This window comes from Roseomonas sp. BN140053 (assembly GCF_047690175.1).
GTDB lineage: Bacteria > Pseudomonadota > Alphaproteobacteria > Acetobacterales > Acetobacteraceae > Roseomonas.
The window spans coordinates 14,673-32,070 of record NZ_JBLLEB010000025.1; the positions used below are offsets into that span (position 1 = coordinate 14,673).

The 17,398-nt window shown below is 72.2% G+C and carries 18 protein-coding genes; 8 read left to right on the plus strand and 10 right to left on the minus strand.

From position 1 onward, the window contains the following. Positions 1–263: 263 nt before the first annotated feature. Together ACLIBK_RS18565 and ACLIBK_RS18570 are read right to left on the minus strand one after the other, a co-directional pair. Positions 264–965: an isochorismatase family protein gene (locus ACLIBK_RS18565; RefSeq protein ID WP_415388784.1), complete on the minus strand. Its 702-nt coding sequence runs from the start codon at positions 963–965 to the stop codon at positions 264–266. Positions 966–1,153: 188 nt separating this feature from the next. Continuing rightward, on the minus strand, positions 1,154–1,675 hold the full coding sequence (locus ACLIBK_RS18570; protein WP_415388785.1) for a MarR family winged helix-turn-helix transcriptional regulator: 522 nt from the start codon (positions 1,673–1,675) through the stop codon (positions 1,154–1,156). 348 nt (positions 1,676–2,023) lie between these two features. Between ACLIBK_RS18570 and ACLIBK_RS18575 the strand changes: the two genes are divergently transcribed. The 8 genes from ACLIBK_RS18575 to ACLIBK_RS18610 all read left to right on the plus strand — a co-directional run bounded on the left by ACLIBK_RS18575 (position 2,024) and on the right by ACLIBK_RS18610 (position 10,306). After that, positions 2,024–3,127, plus strand: coding sequence for a glycerol dehydrogenase (locus ACLIBK_RS18575; protein WP_415388786.1), 1,104 nt, complete (start codon positions 2,024–2,026; stop codon positions 3,125–3,127). Continuing rightward, positions 3,124–4,821 carry a CocE/NonD family hydrolase gene (locus tag ACLIBK_RS18580; protein WP_415388787.1) on the plus strand — a complete coding sequence of 566 codons (1,698 nt, stop codon included), beginning with the start codon at positions 3,124–3,126 and terminating at the stop codon, positions 4,819–4,821. The genes ACLIBK_RS18575 and ACLIBK_RS18580 overlap by 4 nt, the downstream gene beginning before the upstream one ends. Further along, positions 4,818–5,618: an SDR family NAD(P)-dependent oxidoreductase gene (locus ACLIBK_RS18585; RefSeq protein ID WP_415388788.1), complete on the plus strand. Its 801-nt coding sequence runs from the start codon at positions 4,818–4,820 to the stop codon at positions 5,616–5,618. The genes ACLIBK_RS18580 and ACLIBK_RS18585 overlap by 4 nt, the downstream gene beginning before the upstream one ends. Positions 5,619–5,697: 79 nt before the next feature. Then, positions 5,698–6,714, plus strand: coding sequence for a branched-chain amino acid ABC transporter permease (locus ACLIBK_RS18590; RefSeq protein WP_415388789.1), 1,017 nt, complete (start codon positions 5,698–5,700; stop codon positions 6,712–6,714). Continuing rightward, the gene (locus ACLIBK_RS18595; protein ID WP_415388790.1) at positions 6,711–7,583 is read left to right on the plus strand and encodes a branched-chain amino acid ABC transporter permease; all 873 of its coding nucleotides are present in this window, start codon (positions 6,711–6,713) and stop codon (positions 7,581–7,583) included. The genes ACLIBK_RS18590 and ACLIBK_RS18595 overlap by 4 nt, the downstream gene beginning before the upstream one ends. Further along, positions 7,580–8,371, plus strand: coding sequence for an ABC transporter ATP-binding protein (locus tag ACLIBK_RS18600; RefSeq protein ID WP_415388791.1), 792 nt, complete (start codon positions 7,580–7,582; stop codon positions 8,369–8,371). The genes ACLIBK_RS18595 and ACLIBK_RS18600 overlap by 4 nt, the downstream gene beginning before the upstream one ends. Next, a complete protein-coding gene (locus tag ACLIBK_RS18605) occupies positions 8,364–9,101 on the plus strand; it encodes an ABC transporter ATP-binding protein (RefSeq protein ID WP_415388792.1) in 738 nt (245 codons plus the stop codon). The genes ACLIBK_RS18600 and ACLIBK_RS18605 overlap by 8 nt, the downstream gene beginning before the upstream one ends. Positions 9,102–9,118: 17 nt before the next feature. Beyond that, positions 9,119–10,306, plus strand: coding sequence for an ABC transporter substrate-binding protein (locus tag ACLIBK_RS18610; RefSeq protein ID WP_415388793.1), 1,188 nt, complete (start codon positions 9,119–9,121; stop codon positions 10,304–10,306). A gap of 82 nt (positions 10,307–10,388) precedes the next feature. Here ACLIBK_RS18610 and ACLIBK_RS18615 read toward each other — a convergent pair whose 3' ends face one another. The 8 genes from ACLIBK_RS18615 to ACLIBK_RS18650 form a co-directional block, all read right to left on the minus strand. Further along, positions 10,389–10,652 (minus strand): hypothetical protein, encoded by a 264-nt coding sequence (locus ACLIBK_RS18615; protein ID WP_415388794.1) that lies wholly within the window; start codon positions 10,650–10,652, stop codon positions 10,389–10,391. Between the two features lie 170 nt (positions 10,653–10,822). After that, positions 10,823–11,236: a Rieske (2Fe-2S) protein gene (locus ACLIBK_RS18620; RefSeq protein ID WP_415388795.1), complete on the minus strand. Its 414-nt coding sequence runs from the start codon at positions 11,234–11,236 to the stop codon at positions 10,823–10,825. After that, positions 11,236–12,342 (minus strand): amidohydrolase family protein, encoded by a 1,107-nt coding sequence (locus tag ACLIBK_RS18625; RefSeq protein WP_415388796.1) that lies wholly within the window; start codon positions 12,340–12,342, stop codon positions 11,236–11,238. Before ACLIBK_RS18625 ends, ACLIBK_RS18620 begins: the two co-directional genes overlap by 1 nt. Continuing rightward, positions 12,339–13,403: an amidohydrolase family protein gene (locus tag ACLIBK_RS18630; RefSeq protein WP_415388797.1), complete on the minus strand. Its 1,065-nt coding sequence runs from the start codon at positions 13,401–13,403 to the stop codon at positions 12,339–12,341. The genes ACLIBK_RS18625 and ACLIBK_RS18630 overlap by 4 nt, the downstream gene beginning before the upstream one ends. Beyond that, positions 13,400–14,656, minus strand: a complete 1,257-nt coding sequence (locus ACLIBK_RS18635; protein ID WP_415388798.1) for an MGH1-like glycoside hydrolase domain-containing protein — start codon at positions 14,654–14,656, stop codon at positions 13,400–13,402. The genes ACLIBK_RS18630 and ACLIBK_RS18635 overlap by 4 nt, the downstream gene beginning before the upstream one ends. Then, on the minus strand, positions 14,653–15,723 hold the full coding sequence (locus ACLIBK_RS18640; protein ID WP_415388799.1) for an ABC transporter ATP-binding protein: 1,071 nt from the start codon (positions 15,721–15,723) through the stop codon (positions 14,653–14,655). Before ACLIBK_RS18640 ends, ACLIBK_RS18635 begins: the two co-directional genes overlap by 4 nt. A 7-nt stretch (positions 15,724–15,730) precedes the next feature. Continuing rightward, the gene (locus ACLIBK_RS18645) at positions 15,731–16,546 is read right to left on the minus strand and encodes a carbohydrate ABC transporter permease (protein ID WP_415388800.1); all 816 of its coding nucleotides are present in this window, start codon (positions 16,544–16,546) and stop codon (positions 15,731–15,733) included. Next, the gene (locus ACLIBK_RS18650) at positions 16,543–17,397 is read right to left on the minus strand and encodes a carbohydrate ABC transporter permease (RefSeq protein ID WP_415388801.1); all 855 of its coding nucleotides are present in this window, start codon (positions 17,395–17,397) and stop codon (positions 16,543–16,545) included. Before ACLIBK_RS18650 ends, ACLIBK_RS18645 begins: the two co-directional genes overlap by 4 nt. Position 17,398 lies beyond the last annotated feature (1 nt).

Genomic DNA, 17,398 nt, shown 5'->3' on the forward strand with positions numbered 1-17,398 from the left:
CCCTGGACCCCGCCGGGGAGTTACGAACTCCCCGGACCCCGCGTTGAGTGCCTCCGGCGGGGACGGGCCGGGACACGTTGTTCAGGTGGACGACGTTAGCCATCCCGCCCCCGCCGGAGGCACTCATGAGGTCGAGGAGCCTAAGCTCCTCGCGGGGGCTCCAAGGGGGCAGAGCCCCCTTGGCCTCGGCCCGAACACCAGAGAGCAACCGCTCCACCGGAACCAGACCCCCAGCCACGCAGCAGCGAGCGCTGCCCGGGTGGTTAAGCGGCGCGGCGGTTGGTGTTGGTGGCGAGGCAGGTTTCCAATTCGGCCACGCTCATGACGTCGCCGAAGGTGCCGTAGAAGGAGATGAGGGAAGCGTTGTGCTCCTCGTCGGACATGGCGGCGTTGCCGTCGGATACCATCACGGTTCGGAAGTTCAGCATCATGGCGTCGCGGGCGGAGGATTCGCAGCACACGTTGGTCACCGTGCCGGTGATCAGCACCGTGTCCCGGCCATCGGCGCGCAGCCGCTCCGGCAGGTCGGAGGAGCCCTGGATAAAGGCGCTGTAGCGGTGCTTGGGCAGGGTGACGTCCTCGGGGCGTACGTCGAGGTCCGGCCACAGGGCGTGGCCTTCCGAGCCCGCGGTCATGGCGCGGCCACGGGCCTCGCGGCGGACGGGGACGGTGAGATCCTCCAGCACCGACCATTCCCGGGCGGAGCGCTCGTTGAAGGTGTTCTGCACCCAGTATACGCCGCCACCCGCGCGGCGCAGCGCCGTGGCGAGGCGGTTGATCGCCGGCACGATCTCCACCGCCGTCGGGCAGCAGGCATGGCCGATATCGGCGCGCATGAAGGCGTTCTGCATGTCGATCACCACCAGCGCCGTGCGCTCGGGGCGGAGGTCGGCGAAGGGGTGGACGCTGCCGCGCAGCCGCACCACGCGCTGGACGACGTGTTCCGGGATCGAGATCGTGTGCATGGCATGAGCCCCCTTGCCGTGTCCGGGGAGCCTGCGCGTGTGGCGGGGCCTGGGGCAACCGGGGCGGCGGCGGGGCCAGAAATTTTTCGCGCCGGGCGGGGCAGGGAGGGCGGGAGAAAGGCTTCGGTGCCGCGGGCGGCGGGGCCGCAGCCGGCACGGCCCGGCGGCGGCCGTCGCGGCGCCGCCCCTCAGCCTTCGCGCGACTGTGCCAGCAGGGCTTCCACGCGGCGTTCCAGCTCCGACACCACCCGCTCCACCTCCGCCATGTCGAGCCCGGCCACCATGCTCTCGTGCCGCGCCACCGCCACGGGGGCGAGCTGGGCCACGAGGCGCAGCCCCTCGGGCGTGAGGGACACGAGGCCGACGCGGCTGTCCGTGGGATGCGGCCGCTTGCGCAGCAGCCCTCGCCCCACCAGCGCGTCCACCGAGCGGCTGACCCAGGCCTTGTCGATGCGCATGCGGCGGCTGAGCTCGCCCACCGGCAGGGCGTCGCTGCCGTCCAGCATCACCAGCACACGCAGCTCCGTGTTGTTGATGCCGAAGCGCGCCTTGTAGACCATGCTGGAGCCGCGGCTGATGGTTTCCGCCAGCTTGATCAGCCGGAAGGTGAGGAGCTCGCTGAGCAAGGGCGCGGCGGTGCCCGGCTGCTCCGTCGCGGGGGCGGTGTCGCGGCGGCGTCGCTGCCGGGGCCCGGGCGATGTGCTGTCCATGGGGTCCTGAGAAACGCTCCCGAGCGCGCGGCCGTGATGCCCGCGCGCGGTGAGCAAGCCACGGCCCGGCGCGCGCTTCAACACGGGGGCGGCGTCGCAGGCCGGTGGAACCGCGACCGGGGGCAGGCGCGGCTGCGGAACGGCGGCCGGGCGCGCCCCGCGCGGGGCTGCCGCGACGCGGGAACAGCGGCGCCTTTCCCGGCGCGATATTGTTGCGTTGACATCCATCTCGCGCCCGCCCTAGCGTCCCGGCCCAAGAAGGTCTCGCAAGGGGGGAAGGGGAATGGCGTCCAGGCGTCCGGCCCGCGAGGACGTGCCCGTTCGCGCGCAGCACCCGCGGGGTGCGGCGTGATCCGCAGCTTCATGTCCACCGGTCTCTACGTCCAGGGGCCTGGCAGCTTCGACCTCCTCGGCGAGAAGGCGGCCGCCCTGGGCCGCCGCGCCGCGATCCTGTGCGACGCCGCCATGCTGGACCGGCTGCAACCGCGCATCGAACGCTCGGCCAGGGCCGGCAGCCTCGCCTTCACCTGCCACCCCGTATCCGGCGAGGTCACGCCGGAAGCCATCAACGCCCTGACCGAGGCCGCCGCACGGGATATGGCGGAGGTGGTGGTCGCGATCGGCGGTGGGCGGGCGATCGACACCGGCAAGGGCGTCGCGCTGCTGCGGGGGGTGCCCTTTGTCAGCGTGCCCACCGTGGCCTCCACCGACGCGCCCGCCTCGCGCGGCATCGCCATCTATGACGCGCAGCACGTGCCGCTGACGGTGGAGCAGCTGCCGCGCAACCCCGACTGCGTGCTGGTGGACACCGCGATCATCGCCGCCGCCCCGCCGCGCTTCCTGCGCGCCGGCATCGGCGACGCGCTGACCAAGCACTACGAGGTCGAGGCCTGCTGGACCGGCCGTGGCCACAACAAGCACGGCACCCGCCCGCTGCGCACCGCCCGGCTGATCGCCCGGGACTGCGACGCGGTGGTGCGCGAGCAGAGTGTGGCGGCGCTGCGGGCCGCTGAAGCCGGTGAGGTGACCGAGGCGCTGGAGGACGTGGTGGAAGCCGTGATCCTGCTGAGCTGCCTGGCCTTCGAGAATGGCGGGCTGTCCGTGGCGCATTCCCTGGCGCGCGGGTTGTCCAGCGCGCGTGGGGCAGGGAACGCCCTGCACGGCGAGCAGGTGGCCTACGCCACGCTGGTGCAGATGCGGGCCGACGAGCGGCCGGACGCGGAACTCGCCGCCCTGCGCGGCTTCCTGCGCGAGGTCGGGCTGCCCTGCTCCCTGGCGGAATTGGGAATGCACGATCCCGGTCCGGCCGACATCGCCGCGCTGGTGGCGAGCTGCCTGGACAGCCCGCACCTGCGCCACCACCCCCGCCGGCTGGACGCGGCCGCGATTGAAGACGCCATTCTCGGGGTGGAAGCCGCCGCGGCCGCCCACCCGGTCGGAGCATCCGCATGACCAGCACCCCCGGCTTCACCTACCGCTTCCGCCCGCCGCACGGTCGCCCGGAGGATCTGGGTGGACGGGCACCGGAATACCGGCGCACGGAGGAGGGTGGCGTCCTCATCGAGCGCGACCTGCCGGTGCAGCTGCGCGACGGCACCACGATCTTCATCGACCTGTTCCGCCCGGCCGACGGCACGCCGGCTGCGCCGCTGATCGCCTGGGGCCCCTACGGCAAGCACGGCCATACGCGCATGGCCGTCAGCTTCCCCAAATCAGGTGTGAAGGAGGAGAGCATGTCCCCCCACACCGTGTTCGAGGCGCCGGACCCGATCTACTGGGTGCCGCGCGGCTACGCGGTGATCAACCCCGATCCCCGCGGCACCTGGTTCTCCGAAGGGCGCGCGACCTATCTGTCGCCCGACGAGGCGCTGGACTTCTACGACCTGATCGAGTGGGCCGGCACGCGCGACTGGAGCAACGGCAAGGTTGGCCTGTCCGGCGTGTCCTACCTGACCTCCTCGCAATGGCACGTCGCGGCGCTGAACCCGCCGCACCTCGCCGCCATCAATCCCTGGGAAGGCTGGAGCGACTTCTACCGCGAGGTGGTACGCCACGGCGGCATCCCCGAGACGCATTTCTGGGGCTACCTGCCGACCCGCTGGGGCCGCTCCACCACGGAGGTGGAGGACCTGCCGCTGGAAACCCGCGAGCGGCCCTTCTTCGACGAATACTGGGCGTCCAAGCGCGCCGAGATGAGCAGGATCACCGTGCCGGCTTTCGTGGTGGCGAGCTGGACCGACCAGGGGCTGCACACGCGCGGCACGCTGGAGGGGTTCAAGCAGATCGCCTCCGCCGAGAAATGGCTGGAGGTGCATGGCCGCAAGAAGTGGGCCTACTACTACGAGCCCGAGAGCATGGTCCGGCAAACGCAGTTCTTCGACCGCTACCTGCACGGCCGGAACAGCGGGCTGGAGAACTGGCCGCGGGTGCGGCTGGAAGCGCGCGAGCGCTTTACCGTCGGCCGCGTGCGCGAGGCAGCCAAATGGCCGGTGCCGGGCACGCAGTACGTGCCGCTCTTCCTCGATACCGAGAGCGGCAGGCTGGAGCGGGAACCCGTCCCGCGCGAAGGATCGCTGCGCTACGATCCGCTGGGCGAGGACGGCCCGGGGTCGCGCGCCGTGTTCACCCACCGCTTCGAGGAAGCTGTCGACCTGATCGGCCACATGAAGCTGCGGCTCTGGGTTTCCGCCGAGGGCGCCGACGACATGGACCTCTTCGTCGCCGTGCAGAAGCTGGACGCGGCGGGCGAGGTGGTGCCCTTCGCCTTCTACGGCCAGTTCGAGGACGGGCCGGTGGCGCTGGGTTGGCTGCGCGTGTCGCATCGCGAGCTGGACGAAGCGCGCTCCACCCCCTTTCAGCCGGTGCTGCTGCACCAGCGGGAGATCAAGCTGGCACCGGGCGAGGTGGTCCCCGTGGACATCGAGATCTGGCCCTCGGGCACGCATTTCGAGGCCGGGACTTCGCTGCGGCTGGTGGTGCAGGGCCGCGACGTCACCCGCTACCCGCTGCCCAACGTGCAGCCGCTGCACGAGAGCACGGTGAACGCCGGCACCCACGTGCTGCACGCCGGCGGCGCGCACGACTCCCATCTGCTGATCCCCGTGCTGCCCGCGCAGCCCGGCCCCGCCCGGGAGTGGACGCCGTGAGCGACGCCGCCGGGAGCCTGTTCGACGTGTCCGGCCGCGTCACCCTGGTCACCGGCGCGGCCAGCGGCATCGGCCTCGCCATGGCCGAGGTGATGGCGACCGGCGGGGCGACGGTGGTGATGGCCGACATCGACGCGGCCGGGCTGGAGCGCGAAGCGCAGCGGCTGCGCGCGGCCGGCGGGCGCGTGCAGGCGCGGGTGCTGGACATCGCCCGCGGTCCCGATGTGCACGCCGCCGTGGAGGCGATCGTGGCGGAGCACGGGCGGCTGGACGTGGCCTTCGCCAATGCCGGCGTCAGCGCCGGGCCCAGCTTCGCCCAACCGGAAGGCCGGCTGGACGCCGTGTCGCCCGAACACTGGGCGCGGATGCTGGAGATCAACCTGACCGGCGCCTTCGAAACGCTGCGCGCCGCGGCGAAGCCGATGCGGCAGCAGCGCGACGGCCGCATCGTCGTCACCGCCTCAATCTCCGGCATGAAGGCCTCGCCGGTGTCCGGCTACGCCTACGTCGCGGCCAAGGCGGCGCTGATCAACCTGGTGCGGCAGGCGGCGGCCGAGCTGGGACCGGACGGGGTGCTGGTGAACGCCATCGCGCCGGGCTTCATCGTCACCAACCTCGCCAGTGGGCGGCTGCGCAACGACCCCGCCGCGGCGGCGGCGCTGGCCGAGAGCGTGCCGTTGCGCCGCGTCGGGACGCCGGGGGAGCTGAAGGGGCTGGCGCTGTTCCTGGCCTCGCCCGCATCCTCCTACGTCACCGGCGCGATCATCCCGGTCGACGGCGGCGTGACCGCGACGTGACGGGCCGCGTTGACAGGCGGGAAGCGCCCGTGGTGACCATGCCCGCAAGGCGGAACAGCCGGGGAGGAGCGCAGATGGCATGGCCGCATCCGTGCGCGACGCGCGGCTCCGCATCGGGCGCCCGCCCGTGGGCGCAGGGTGTGCGCCCGAAGGCATGGGGGCCATGCCCGAGGGCATGGGAGCCGTGCCCGAGGGCGTGGGAGCCACGCCCGTGCTGACGCAGCAGCTGATCAACGGCGTGGTGCTGGGCAGCATGTATGCCCTGATCGCGCAGGGCTACACGCTGGTCTTCGGCGTGCTGGACAAGTTGAACTTCAGCCACGGCGAGATCTTCATGCTGGGCGGCTTCCTGTGCCTGGCCGCCCTGGCGCTGGGCGCACCGCTGGTGGTGGCGGTGCTGCTGGCCATCCTGGTCTCGGGCCTGCTGGGGCTGCTGGTGGAGTTCGTGGGCTTCCGCAAGTTCCGCTCGCGTGACGCCCACGTCACGGCGGCGCTGTCCTCCTTCGCCATCGGGCTGATCATGATCGACCTGTCCCAGAAGATCTGGGGCACGGAGCCGCGGGCGCTGGACCTGCCGGCCGGGTTGCAAGCGGCCACGATCCGCATCCTCGGCACCGACGTGGTGCTGCTGCGGCTGGGGGTGCTGGCCGTGGCGCTGCTGCTGATGCTGGTGCTGCACCTCGTGGTGACGCGCTCCCGCCTGGGGCGGCAGATCCGGGCGGTGGCGGAATCCGCCGACAAGGCGGCGCTGTTCGGCATCGACGTGACGCGGGTCAACCAGAAGGTGTTCTTTATCGCCTCCGCCATGGCCGGGCTGGCCGGGGCGGCGATGGCGCTGCGCACCGGCTACGCCAGCACCGATGTCGGCTTCACCTTCGGGCTCAAGGCGCTGGCCATCATGGCGATCGGCGGCATGGGCGACCTGCGCGGTGCCCTGATCGGCGGGCTGCTGGTGGGGGTGGTGGAGGCGGTGGCCTTCAACTTCGGGCTCGGGCAGCTGGCCGACCTGCTGGTGTGGCTGTTCATGATCGCCGTGCTGCTGTGGCGCCCCTCGGGCCTGTTCGGCTCCTCCCTGTCGCGCGAGACCCGGGCATGATCGAGGACTACGTCGTCCTGGCCGGCCTCAACGTCGTGCTGGCCTGGAGCGTCTACATCATCCTGATGTCGGGCAGCCTGAGCTTCGCCAACGGCGCTTTCATGGCCATGGGCGCCTATGCGTCGAGCGTGCTGACGGTGAATTTCGGCGTGCCGCTGCTGGCCGCCGCCGCGGTGGCCGGACTGGGCACGGCGATGTTCGGGGCGCTGGTGGGCTTTCCCGCGCTGCGCACGCGCGGCATCTACCTGATCCTGCTGACCACGGGGCTCGCCATCTCCGTGCAGTCGGCGGTGCAGTCCATGCCCTATCTCGGCGGCATCCAGGGCTTCGGCGGCATGGTCGGCACCACGCCCTGGCACGTGGTGGTGCTGGTGGCCGTGGTGGGCGCAGGGCTGTGGCTGCTGTCACGCTCGCCGGCGCAGCGGGTGCTGGACGCGGTGCGGGAGGACGAGATCGTGGCCGGCGCCCTCGGCATTCGCGTGGTCTACGTCAAGCTGCTCTGCTTCGGCACGGGGGCGGGGATCGCGGCCGTGGCCGGGGCCTTCTACGCCCACTACATCATCTTCATCTCGCCCGAGCAGTTCTCCATCGTCGCCTCCGTCTACATCGTGCTCTACGCCGTGCTGGGCGGCACCAACAACATGTGGGGCCCGGCGCTGGGCGCGGTGATCATGACCCTGCTGCCCGAGCTGGTGCGCGGCCTGCAGAGCTGGCGCCCGACGGCCTTCGGGCTGGTGATCCTCCTCCTGCTGCTGGTGCGCCCGGACGGTCTGCTGGCCTTTCGCAGCCTCACCGCGCGCCGGCGCGATGCCGCCGCGGCCCGGCCGGACACCGCCGCCGCCGTGCGGCCGGAGCGCGGGGCGCCGTGAGCGCCGCGGAGGCCGTGCTGCAAGGCACTGGGGAACCCGTGCTGTCGGTGCAGCGGCTGGTGAAGCGCTTCGGCGGGCTGACGGCGGTGAACGAGCTGTCGCTGGAGGTCGGGCACGGCGAGATCCTCGGGCTGGTCGGGCCCAACGGCGCCGGGAAATCCGTGCTGATCAACCTCGTCGCCGGCATCTACCCGCCGAGTTCCGGCACGATCCGCCTGGGCGGGCGCGACATTTCCCGCGCGCCCTCCTATGCCCGCGCCCGGCTGGGGATCGGCCGCACCTACCAGAACATCCGCCTGCTGCGCCGCATGACCGTGCTGGAGAACGTGCTGGTGGCGGCGCCCGAACACGCGCTGCACCCGCTGCGGGCGGCGTTCGCGCGGCCGGGGCGTTCCGACATCGCCGGCGCCCTGGCGCTGCTGGACCAGGTGCACCTGGCGGAAAAGGCCGACCACCTGTCGGGCTCCCTGGCCTACGGCGAGGCGCGCCGGCTGGAGATCGTGCGCGCCCTGATGGGGCGGCCGAGCCTGCTGCTGCTGGACGAGCCGGCGGCCGGCATGAACGAGGAGGAAACCGCCGAGCTGGCCCGCACCGTCCGCTTCTGCCGCAGCCGCGTCGACGCGGTGGTGATCGTGGAGCACGACATGGCCTTCATGCAGGACCTGTCCGACCGCATGGTGGTGATGGATGCCGGCAGCAATATCGCCGAAGGCCTGCCGCGCGCGGTGCTGGCCGACCGCCGGGTGATCGAGGCCTATCTGGGCGTGGAGGAGGAGGGCGATGACTGACGCCGCGGCTCCCGCCCTGGCCGTGGAGGACCTCCACGTTTCCTACGGCCCGATCAAGGCGCTGAAGGGCTGCTCGCTGCGGGTGATGCCGGGCGAGGCGGTGGCCGTGGTGGGCGCCAACGGCGCCGGCAAGACCACGCTGCTGCGCGCCATCTGCAACATGCTGCCCAGCCAGGGCACGGTGCGGCTGGACGGCGAGCCGGTACGCAAGCTGCCCACCCACGCGCTGGTCCGCCGCGGCGTGCTGCACCTGCCCGAAACCCGCGGCGTGCTGGCCGGGCAGACGGTGCTGGAGAACCTGCGCCTCGGCCACGACATGCAGCCGGCGGCGACGCGGCCCGAACGCTCCTTCGAAGCCGCGGTGGAGGAGGTGTTCCGCATCTTCCCCCGCCTGGGCGAGCGGCGGCACCAGAAGGCCGGCAGCATGTCGGGCGGCGAGCAGCAGATGCTGGCCCTGTCGCGCGCGGTGGTGACGCCGCCGCGGCTGCTGCTGATCGACGAGCCGTCGCTGGGCCTATCGCCGCTGATGGTGCGGGAAGCCTACCGCGTGCTGCGCGGCTTCCGCGACCGCGGCATGTCCATCCTGCTGGTGGAGCAGAACGTGCGCGCCGCGCTGCGCTTCGCCCATCGCGGCTACGTCCTGCGCCAGGGCAGCATCGTGCGCGAGGGCGAGGCGGCGGCGCTGGGCGCGGATGCGGAACTGTTCAGCCAGTATCTCGGCGTGGCCTGAAACAAACGGAGGAAACGGTGGAACTCACGCGGCGCAACCTGACCAAGGCCGGGCTGCTGCTCGGCATTCTGCCGGCGGCGACGCGGGCCCTGGCGGCGGACAAGCCGCCGATCAAGATCGGCGCCAACATGCCGCTCTCGGGCTTCCAGCGCCCCAACGGCGAGATGTACCGCGCCGCGGTGGAGATGGCGATCGAGGAGGTCAACGCCGCCGGCGGGGTGAACGGCAGTCCGATCCAGCTGATCATCGACGACGACCAGGGCCTGGCCAACGAGACGGTGCTGCTGTTCCGCCGCCACGTGGCCGACGGCATCGCCGCCCATCTCGGCCCGATCTCCGGCACCACCTTCGAGAGCGTGGCGCCGCTGGCCAACGCCATGCGCGTGCCCACCATCAACTTCACCGCGCTGAAGCCGGGGATCGCCCGCAAGCCCTACGCGCTGAAGCTGCACCCGTCCGACGACGTGATGATCCCCGAAGGGGTGACGGAGTTCCTGGCGAAGTTCCCCAACCTGCGCAACGTGGTGATCACCGGCGACGCGCGCGAGGCCTCGGGCGCCGCGGGCATGACGGAATTCGCCAAGGTGGCGCGGGCGAAGAACCTCACCGTCGCCGACACCGTGTCCTTCGACACCCGCACCACCGACTATTCCCCGGTAGCGATCAAGATCAAGGGCGCCTCGCCGGACGCGGTCTTCGTCAGCTCCTTCGGGCCCAACAGCCTGGCGCTGCTGAAGGAGCTGGACGTGCAGGGGCTGCGGGTGCCGGTGCTGGTGAACGCGCTGATCTGGGCGGCGAACTTCGTGCAGACCGTCACCGCCGGCGCCGACCGGGTCTACACCATCGGCTTCAACACCAACGACCCCGCCCCCGGCGTGGCCGGGCACGACGACTTCACCCGCCGCTACATCGAGCGGGCGGAGCGCACCACCAGCCTGCCCAAGCCGATCAACGTGTCCAACGCCACCATGGGCTACGACACCATCATGCTGCTGGCCGGCATCATGAAGGAGAAGGGGCTGGACGGCACCACCGCCGTTCCGCAGATGCGGCAGGCCATCACCGACGGGCTGGCGGCGGTGAAGACCTGGAGCGGCCTGAACAGCATCACCATGCAGGACAACGGCGACGGCTACATCAAGTCGCGGCTGCTGGAAGTGGACGTGGCCAACAAGCTTTGGCGCTACAGCAGCGCCCCGCGCTGAGCGGGCGCCGCTCGGCGGGGCCGCGCCGGATGGCCCGGAAGCGGCGGCGGCGGTGGCCGCCGGCGCGTCCGGGCCGTGGGGATCAGCGGCCGGCGCGGGCGCGGGCGATCAGCCGGTCGTAGGTGGCGCAGGTTTCCTCGGAAGTGGGCTGCAGCATGGCGGTCTGCATCTCCGTCGCGATGGTCTGCGTCAGCGCGGCGTTGCGGCTCATCAGCGGGCCGAGCAGGTTGGTCAGGTCGGTCATCTTGGCTTCCGCCTGGGCATCCGTGCAGGCCGCCATGGCGGGTGCCGCGAGCGCCAGTCCCGCGGCCAGGGTCAGGGCGGCGAGCAGCTTGGGCGAGGTCATGGGGCGGGTTCCGGAAGCCTGGGGTGCAGCGGGGCCGAGGGCGCGCGACGCGGCGCGGGCGCGACCCGGGAACGCCAGGATGCGGCCGGAAGCGATGCGGTTCGGTTAATGCCCGGCGGCCTCGCGCGCCGCTGCCCCGCGGCGGCGGCCCGCCGGTGCCGGGCCGCCCGTCAGGGCATGTCCACGAAGATCCGGCCCTCGCTGCTGCCCACCGGCACGGTGGTCGCGGCGGGGCGTTCGGCCGGGTCGGGCGTCACGCCGGCGGGGTAGGCGCGGGCGCGCAGCCGTTCCGGCTCGGCGCGGGACAGGCCGGTGCGGATGTCGAACTCCCAGCCGTGCCAGGGGCAGCGCAGGATCTCGCCGGGCCGGGAATAGCGGATCTGGCCGGGGGCGGCGGGGTCGGCCTCCACCAGCCCCACGGCGGTGCCGTGGCACAGCGCGCCGCCCTGGTGCGGGCAGCGGTTCAGCAGGCCGAAGAGCTCGCCGCCGAGGTTGAACAGCACGACCTGCTTGCCGCCGGCCTCAACCAGCAGGCGCCCGCCCGGCGGCAGGGCCGAGGCGGGGGCGACGAGGTGGCGCGGCATCACCCCACCCCGTAGAGCGCCCGGGCGTTGTCCAGGAACAGCCCGCGCCGCGCCGCATCCTCCAGCCGTACCGGCAGGCTCCATTCCGGGTCGTCGAAGTCCCAGTGCGGGTAGTCGGTGGCGAAGAGCAGGCGGTCGGCGCCGATCCAGCCGATCACGTCGCCGAGGTGCCGGCGCTTTTCCGGCTCCTCCATCGGCTGCGTGGTCATCCAGACGTGGTCGCGGATATAGGCGGAGGGCGCGCGGGTCAGGTGCGGGGTTTCCTCGCGCAGCCGCGCCCAGTGCTTGTCCAGCCGCCAGGCCAGCGAGGGCAGCCAGGCGAAGCCCGCCTCGATCAGCACCATGCGCAGCCGGGGGAAGCGTTCGAACACGCCCTCGATCACCATGCTGGTCAGCAGCGCCTGGCAGCACTGCGCGTGGCCGACCATCTCCTCGATGTAGAAGGAGGGCCAGCCGCCCCCCGTGACGGGATAACCGCCGTAGCCGAAGGCGTGCACGCCCACGGGCAACCCGGCTTCCTGCGCCGCGGCATAGATCGGCCAGTAGCGCCGCTGGCCCAGCGGCTCGGCGGTGCGGCTGAGCAGCAGCACCTGCACGAAGTCCGGGTGCCCGGCCCAGTGCGCGATCTCGGCCGCCGCGGCGGCGGCGTCCTCGTAGGGCACCACCACGGAAGCCTTCAGGCGGCTGTCCTTGGAGGTCCATTCTGCCACCTGCCACTCGTTCAGCGCGCGGGCCATGGCGGCGCTGAAGTCCAGGTTCTGCGCAGCGCCCGCGGCGGGGGCGATCACGTTCAGCACGCCCAGCGCGACGTTGTTGGGGTCCAGGTGCTGCGCCTGCATGAAAGCGAGGTCGCTGCCCGGCCGTCCGCCCGGCGGCCAGGCGTCGCGTCGTGCCGCGTCCGGCTGGCCCTTCGGGTAGGCCGGGCCGGATTGGTAGCCGTGCCGCGGCAGCAGGCCGAAGCTGTCCATGTGCCGCCGCCAGCGCTCGGACAGGTACGGCATGATGTCGCGCGCATTGGCCAGGCAGGGGTGGATGTCGCAGTCGGCGATGGCGGGCTTGCTGTGGCCGGCCGGGGCCGCCACGGGGTTCCGGAGTTCGACGGTCATGCCACGCTCTCCTGCAATCGGGGATAGGTCGCGCGGGGATTGTCCAGGGCGATCCGCCGCGCCAGCGCTTCCGGCAGCGCGGCGGGGATCGCCGCGTCGCCGTCGAACTGCCAGTGCGGATAATCCGTGGAGAACAGCAGCAGCTCCTCCGAGCCCATGTGCTCGATCACCCGCAGCAGGTCCCCGGCCTCCGGCGGCGCGTCCACCGGCTGCAGGGTGAAGCGCACCTGGTCGCGGATGATCTCCGGCGGCGGCCGGTCCACCCAGGGGATCTCCAGCCGCAAGCCGCGCCAGTACTTGTGCAACCGCCAGAGATAGGCGGGCAGCCAGGTGAAGCCGCTCTCGATCATCACCACGCGCAAGCCGGGGAAACGGCCGAAGACGCCCTCGCAGACCAGCGAGGTCAGCTGCGTCTGCATGCCCTGCGCCTGCCCGACGTAGTCCTCCGTGTAGTAGGAGGGCCAGCCGACGGGGGTGACGGGATGGCGGTAGGAGGAGCCGGCATGGATGCCCACGGGCAGCCCGTGCTTCTCGGCGGCGGCATAGATCGGCCAGTGCTGCCGCTTGCCCAGCGGCGCCTCGCCCAGCGCCGGCAGCAGCACCTGCACGAAGCGGCGGTCGGCGGCGCAGCGCTCGATCTCCGCTGCCGCCAGTTCCGCGTTCTGCACGGGCACCACGACCGAGGCGCGCAGCCGCGGGTCGCGGTCCAGCCATTCGCGCGCCATCCAGTCGTTCACCGCGCGGGCGAAGGCGGCGGCCATGTCCTCGCTGAACAGCACGGAAACGCCGTAGAGCGGGTTGCAGATGGCGAGGCTGCTGCCGAAGCCGTCCAGCGCCTCGCGCCGGACGCGCTCGAACTCGGCGCCGGGCTTGCCGCTCTCCGGCCGCCAGTCCGGCCGCGCGGCCAGCGGGCTGCGCAGCGGGTAGGAGATGGTGTCCAGCTCGTGCACGCCGCGCTCGGCCACCATGTCGCGCCAGTGCGGGTCGAGATAGGGCAGCAGCGCCCTGAGCCCGGGCACCGCCGGGTGGATGTCGCAGTCGATGGCGCCGGCGGGAATCACGCCGCCCCCGGTTCCAGCAGCAGCGCGACCGCCGCGGTCCAGGAGAAGGTGGCGCCGCCGATGCCCTGGCCGGTTCGCGGGTCGAAATACTCGCTGAAGCCCCCCGCCGCGATCAGCGCCCGCGTGTCGGCCGCCACCGCCTCGGCCAGCGCCACCTCGCCGCAGCGGCGCAGCCCTTCGGCGATCATCCAGTTCACCACCGCCCAGACCGGGCCGCGCCAGTAGCGCAGCGGCTCGAACAGCGGGTGGCCGGGATCGGTGGAAGGGACGCGGAAGCGCGCCGCCTCGGCCCAGCGGCGCAGCGTGTCCGCCAGCGCCGCGGCGTGCCCGGCCTGCCCGGCGAACAATGGCAGGAAGCCGGCGGAGGTGCGCACGGGAATGGCCTCGCCGGAAACGAGGTCGCGCGACAGGTAGTGCCCCCGCGCCGCATCCCACAGCTTCTCCAGCGCCGGCGCGGCGCGGTCGATGCGCGCCGCGATCTCGGCGGCCTCGGCCGGGCTGCCGAAGCGATCCGCCAGCGCCAGCAGGTCCTGTTCCGCCCGCAGCAGGATGGCGTTGGTGCCGACATCCGCCACCCGGAAGGGCGAGGCCGCCAGCATCCGCGCCGGGTCCCAGCCGGCGTCGCGGAACACCTCCACCAGGTGGATGAAGCGCTGGTAGTCGATCGCCCGCGGCCGGAAGGCGGGATCGACGTGCGAGGTGTCGCGGCGGCGGATTTCCGTGCGCGTGTCCGTGGGCACGCGGTCCAGCGCGGCGTCCCAGGCCGGGCTGTTGTCCATGCCGGTTTCCCAGGGGTGCAGCGTGGCCACCAGCCCGGTGCCGCCGGGGTCGCGCGCCGCGGCCCACCAGCGATGGCTGTCGCGCAGCCTGGGATACACCGCGGCCATACGGGCTTCCCCCTCCGGGCCGGGCGAGGCGGCCAGCACGCGGCGCGCGGCGGTGGCCAGCACCGGCGGCTGGGTGATGCCGGAGGTCGGCGGCTCGCGCCGGATGCCCCAAACCTCCGGGCCGGGGAAATAGGTGTCGGCGGGGGCGTGGAACACGATCTGCGGCACCAGCCCGTCTTCCCACTGGCCGCGCAGCAGCCACTCGATCTCCGACCAGGCGCGGCCGGGGTCGAAAGTGGCGAAGCCCATGGCGACGAAGGCGGAATCCCAGTTCCACTGGAACGGGTAGAGCCGGTCGGTCGGCACGGAATAGCCGCCGCGGTCGTTGTCACGCAGCACCTGCCGCGCCGCCTCGATGCCGCTCATCGCGAAGCCTCCAGGGCGCGGCCGCTCTCCGCGTCCATCCAGTTCAGCCGTCCGGGATGCGGCCGCAGGTGCAGCACGCGGCCGGGCGCGAAACCCTCGCCCACGCCCTCGGCCTCGTAGGGCACCACCGCGCGCATCGGCTGGTTCGCGGCGCTGCCGGTCAGCAGCACGTGCGAGCCCAGCGGCTCGGCCACGCGCAGAGTGAAGGCGAAGCCCTCGCCGGGCGGCGCCGGGGACAGGTCCTCGGCGCGCAGGCCCAGCAGCACCTCCGCCGCGGTGCCGGGCGGGCAGGGCAGGGAAAGGTCGCCCAGCGCCGCCGCGCCGTTTCGCACGGGCAGGCGGAGGAAGTTCATCGGCGGGCTGCCCACGAAGGCGCCGACGAAGCGCGAGCCCGGGCGGTGGTAGATCTCGGCCGGGCTGCCGATCTGCTCGATGCGCCCGGCCTGCATCACCGCGATGCGGTCGGCCAGGCCCATCGCCTCGGTCTGGTCGTGGGTGACGTAGATCGTGGTGGTGCCGGCCTCGGCCAGGACGGCCTTCAGCTCGGCGCGCATTTCCAGCCGCAGCAGGGCGTCGAGGTTGCTCAGCGGCTCGTCCATCAGCAGCACCTCCGGCTCCACTGCCAGGGCGCGCGCCACCGCCACCCGCTGCCGCTGCCCGCCCGAGAGCTGCGCGGGATAGCGCCCGAGATAGGGCTCGATGTGCAGCAGCGCCGCGGCGCGCTCCACTTGCCGCTGCACACGGTCTTTCGGCGCCTTGCCCATGCGCAGGCCGAAGGCGACGTTCTCGAACACCGTCAGGTGGGGGAACACGGCGTAGTTCTGGAATACCATGGCCAGGCCGCGGCGGCGCGGCGGCAGGTCGGTCACGTCGCGCTCGCCGATCCGCACCCGGCCGGCGGTCTGGGTTTCCAGCCCGGCGATGATGCGCAGCAGCGTGGTCTTGCCGCAGCCGGATGGGCCGAGCAGCGCCAGGAACTCGCCGTCGCGCACGAGCAGCTCCACCGCCTGCAGCGCCTGCACCGCGCCGAAGCTCTTGCGGATCCCGTCGATGCCGATCGTCGCCATGCGCGCCCTAGCGGTTGCCGATGCCCCACATCGCGAAAAGGCGACGGCGGACCAGGAAGATGAACAGGATGGACGGGACGATCAGGATCAGCCCGCCCGCGAATTGCAGGTGCAGCGGCGATTCTGACAGCACCGACAGCAGGTAGGCGGTCAGCGTGCGGTGCCGCACCGTCAGCACGGAAGCGGCGAAGACCTCGTTCCAGCTCAGCACGAAGGCGAAGATGGAGGCCGCGGCGATGCCCGGCAGGGCCAGCGGCAGCACCACCTTCACGAAGCCGGTGAAGCGCGAGCAGCCGAAGACCCAGGCGGCCTCCTCCAGCTCCGCCGGGATGCCCTGGAACAGGCTGGCGCAGACCAGCGTGGCGAAGGGCGTGGCCAGCACCGCGTGCAGCAGCGCCACGCCGAAGGGCGTGTCGTAGACGCCCAGGCGGATGAAGCCCACGGTCAGCGGCAGGGCCAGGATGGCCACGGGAAAGGCGCGGGTCATCAGGATCAGCACGCGATAGGCGCCGGCGCCGCGGAAGCGGAACCGCGCCAGGGCGTAGCCCGCGGGCACGCCCAGAAGCAGGGCGATGGCCATGCACAGGAAGGCCGCCTGCACGCTGACCCAGGTGGCGGCCCAGACGCCGTCGATGGCGAGGAAGCCGCGCAGCGTGTCCAGCGAGAAGTCGCCGGCGGACAGCGATTTCGGCCAGCGCGTCACGAAATCTCGCCCACCCAGCGCGCCCAGCGCCAGCAGGGCGATGGGGATCAGCGTCCAGGCGCACAGGGCCGTGACGCCGCCCAGCAGCAGGAAGCGGCGCAGCGGGTGCGCGGCGGTCACGAGCGCTGCCCCGCCGGCGTGCGGAAGCCCACCAGGAACACCACCGTAGCGGCCAGGGAGATCAGCATCACCAGCACGGCACAGGCGGCGGCCACGCCGTAATCCTGGCTGCCGTATTGCCAATTGAAGGCCTCGCTTACCAGCACGGGGAAGTTCCGCCCCCCCAGGGCCAGGGCCATGGCGAACATCTCGAAGGCCAGCACGGTGCGCAGGATCAGCGCCGTCTGGATGGAGGGGCGCAGCAGCGGCAGCGTCACCTTGCGGAAGCGCTGCCAGGGCGAGGCGCCGAAAACCTCCGCCGCCTCCTCGTACTCCTTGGGCAGCAGCTGCACCCCGGCCAGCAGGATCACGAAAACGATGGCCGTGGCGCGCCACAGCTCCGCCACCACGATGGCGGCCAGCAGGGTCCAGGGCGTCTCGTAGGTCAGCCAGCTCTGCGGCCCGTCCGTGAGGCCCAGGCGGAACAGCGCCGTGTTGACCCAGCCCAGGTCGGTCAGCAGCGCCAGCCAGACCAGCCCGGCCGCGAGGTCGGAGATGCCCAGCGGGATCGACCAGACCCAGAGGATCAGGTCCCGCCCGCGCTCGACCTGGCGCAGCAGCACCGTCATCGCCAGCGCGAGCGCCAGCTGCAGCGGCACGGCCAGCAGCACCACGGAGAAAGTGTTGCCGACCGCCTCGCCGAAGTTGATGTCGTCCATCATGCGGTGGACGTTGTTCAGCGACCAGCCGCCGCCCGCCTGGAAGGCCAGCACCGCCGTTTGGAACAGCGGCACCAGGAAGAGCGCGCCCAGGAACAGCACGGAGGGCGCGATCAGCAGGTAGGGCAGCAGGGCCGGTCGCTGGGAGCGCACC